Source organism: Nocardia sp. NPDC058058 (assembly GCF_042885355.1).
Taxonomy (GTDB): domain Bacteria; phylum Actinomycetota; class Actinomycetes; order Mycobacteriales; family Mycobacteriaceae; genus Nocardia.
Map to the genome: position 1 here is coordinate 127,208 of NZ_JBHVSA010000004.1, position 2,205 is coordinate 129,412.

At 67.3% G+C, this 2,205-nt stretch carries 3 protein-coding genes; all 3 read left to right on the forward strand.

Annotated elements, in window-relative coordinates:
• Positions 1-8: 8 nt before the first annotated feature.
• Positions 9-647 (forward strand): LuxR C-terminal-related transcriptional regulator, encoded by a 639-nt coding sequence (locus tag ACFVUS_RS31805; protein ID WP_387778392.1) that lies wholly within the window; start codon positions 9-11, stop codon positions 645-647.
• Between the two features lie 15 nt (positions 648-662).
• Positions 663-1,088: a PPOX class F420-dependent oxidoreductase gene (locus tag ACFVUS_RS31810; RefSeq protein ID WP_387774990.1), complete on the forward strand. Its 426-nt coding sequence runs from the start codon at positions 663-665 to the stop codon at positions 1,086-1,088.
• A 70-nt stretch (positions 1,089-1,158) separates the two neighbouring features.
• Positions 1,159-1,917: a precorrin-4 C(11)-methyltransferase gene (cobM, locus tag ACFVUS_RS31815; RefSeq protein ID WP_387774993.1), complete on the forward strand. Its 759-nt coding sequence runs from the start codon at positions 1,159-1,161 to the stop codon at positions 1,915-1,917.
• The last annotated feature ends 288 nt before the right edge of the window (positions 1,918-2,205 follow it).

The following is a 2,205-nucleotide window of genomic DNA, read 5'->3' on the forward strand; positions in this document are numbered from 1 at the left end:
GAGGACAGATGATTCGCATCCTGCTCGCCGACGATCACGCCATCGTCCGCGCGGGTCTGCGCGCCCTACTGGATTCCGGTGTGGCGGAGAGCGATTCCGGCGCGGATATCGATGTGGTCGGCGAGGTCGCCACCGCCGAGGAGGCCGTCGCGTTCTGTTCCACCACCCGGGTCGATCTGGTGCTGATGGATCTGCGCTTCGGCCCGGGCAAGTCCGGCGCGGACGCCACCGCCGCCGTACGCGAACTGCCCGATCCGCCGAATGTGCTGGTGGTCACCAACTATGACACCGACGCCGATATCCTCGGCGCGATCGAGGCGGGTGCGGTCGGCTACATCCTCAAGGACACCCCGCCCTCGGAACTGCTGGCCGCGGTCCGCTCTGCGGCCGACGGCGAGAGCGTGCTGTCCCCGTCGGTGGCCTCACGCCTGATGACCCGGGTCCGCAAACCCGACACCACGCTGAGCCCGCGCGAGATCGAGGTGCTGCGCCTGGTCGCGGACGGCCACTCCAATCGCGAGATCGGCCGCCGCCTGTTCCTGAGCGAGACCACCGTGAAATCGCACCTCGTGCACATCTACGCCAAGCTCGGGGTGAAATCGCGGACCTCCGCCGTGGCGCGTGCTCGCGAACGCGGGGCCATCTGACCCTACGGTGGGTTCATGGCCTCCCTCTCCGATCCCGAAGTGCGCGAATTCCTCTCCGCGGACACCCGCACCGGCAAGGTCGCTTTCATCGCGGCCGATGGACGTCCGCTCGTCACCCCGGTCTGGTTCGTCCTGGACGGTGACGCCATCGTCTTCAATACCGGCGCGACCTCGGCCAAGGGCAGGTCCATCGCCCGCGACGGCCGCCTGACCATGGTCGTCGATCTCGAGGTCGCTCCGTACGGCTACGTCCAGGTGCAGGGTAAGGCGGAGGTCTCCGAGGACCTGGGCGAACTGGTGCGCACCGCCACGCTCATCGGCGCTCGCTATATGGGAGCGGACCGGGCCGAGGAGTTCGGCAAACGCAATGGCGTCGCGGGTGAGCTGGTGGTGCGCCTGGTGCCCACCAAGGTGACCGCCGCCTTCAACGTCACCGACTGAGACCGGTCCGTGCGCCCGGGCGTGGGGGTGCGAGATGGTGGCGGGCCGGGGCAGTGCCAGACTCGGCCGCATGACTGTGCACTTCATCGGGGCCGGACCCGGAGCCGCGGACCTGCTGACGGTGCGCGCGGTGGGTCTGCTGCGCGAGTCGCCCGTCTGCCTCTACGCCGGGACCTACCTCGACCCCGAGGTGCTCGCGCACTGCGCGCCCGATGCCGAGCTCATCGATACCCAGGGCCTGGATCTGGATCAGATCATCGGCCACTGCGTACGCGCCACGAACGCGGGCAAGGACGTCGCCCGGCTGTGTTCGGGTGATCCGTCCATATATTCGGCGCTGTCCGAGCAGACCGGCAGATTGGACGCCGCCGGTGTGCCCTGGGATGTGACCCCGGGCGTTCCCGCCTACGCGGCCGCGGCGGCGCTGCTCGGCGCCGAACTGACGGTCCCCGAGCTGACCCAGTCCGTCGTGCTCACCCGCACGCAAGCGCGTTCCACCGCGATGCCCGATTCCGAGGCGCTGTCCAACTTCGCCCGTACCCGTGCGACGCTGGTATTGCATCTCGCTATCACCCGCATCCGGGCCCTGGCCGAGGAGCTGATTCCCGACTATGGGAACGACTGTCCGGTCGCGGTCGTCTACCGGGCCAGCCAACCCGATCAGCTGGTCCTGCGCGGCACCCTGACCGATATCGCGGACCGCGTCGAGGCCGCCGAGCTGCGTCAGGCCGCGGTCATCCTGGTCGGTCGGGCACTGGCGAAATCGGTGGATTGTGCCCAGTCGCACCTCTATGACCCGGCCCGGGACAGGACGCATATCACTGGCTGAGACCGCGAAATGCGGTGATAGTTCGCAGCTATGGTGCTTCTTCGTTAGGGGTTGCAAGCTGCCGGTAGATTGGTCCGGGTGTTCAGCAGCATTGTGCCGATAGCGGCCGGAAGTCCATTGGACGTTCGTACGCCCATGTAACAAGTTCGGTCGACTGGGTAGATAGCCCAGGGGATCTCAAAAATACGTGAAGTGAGCCCCGAGCATCGGACGCCACCCTGGCTGGTGTGGCGTCCTGTTCGGGTTTTCGGTGGGGAGCGCTGTGGTGTTCCAGAAGCGAGGTTTGGG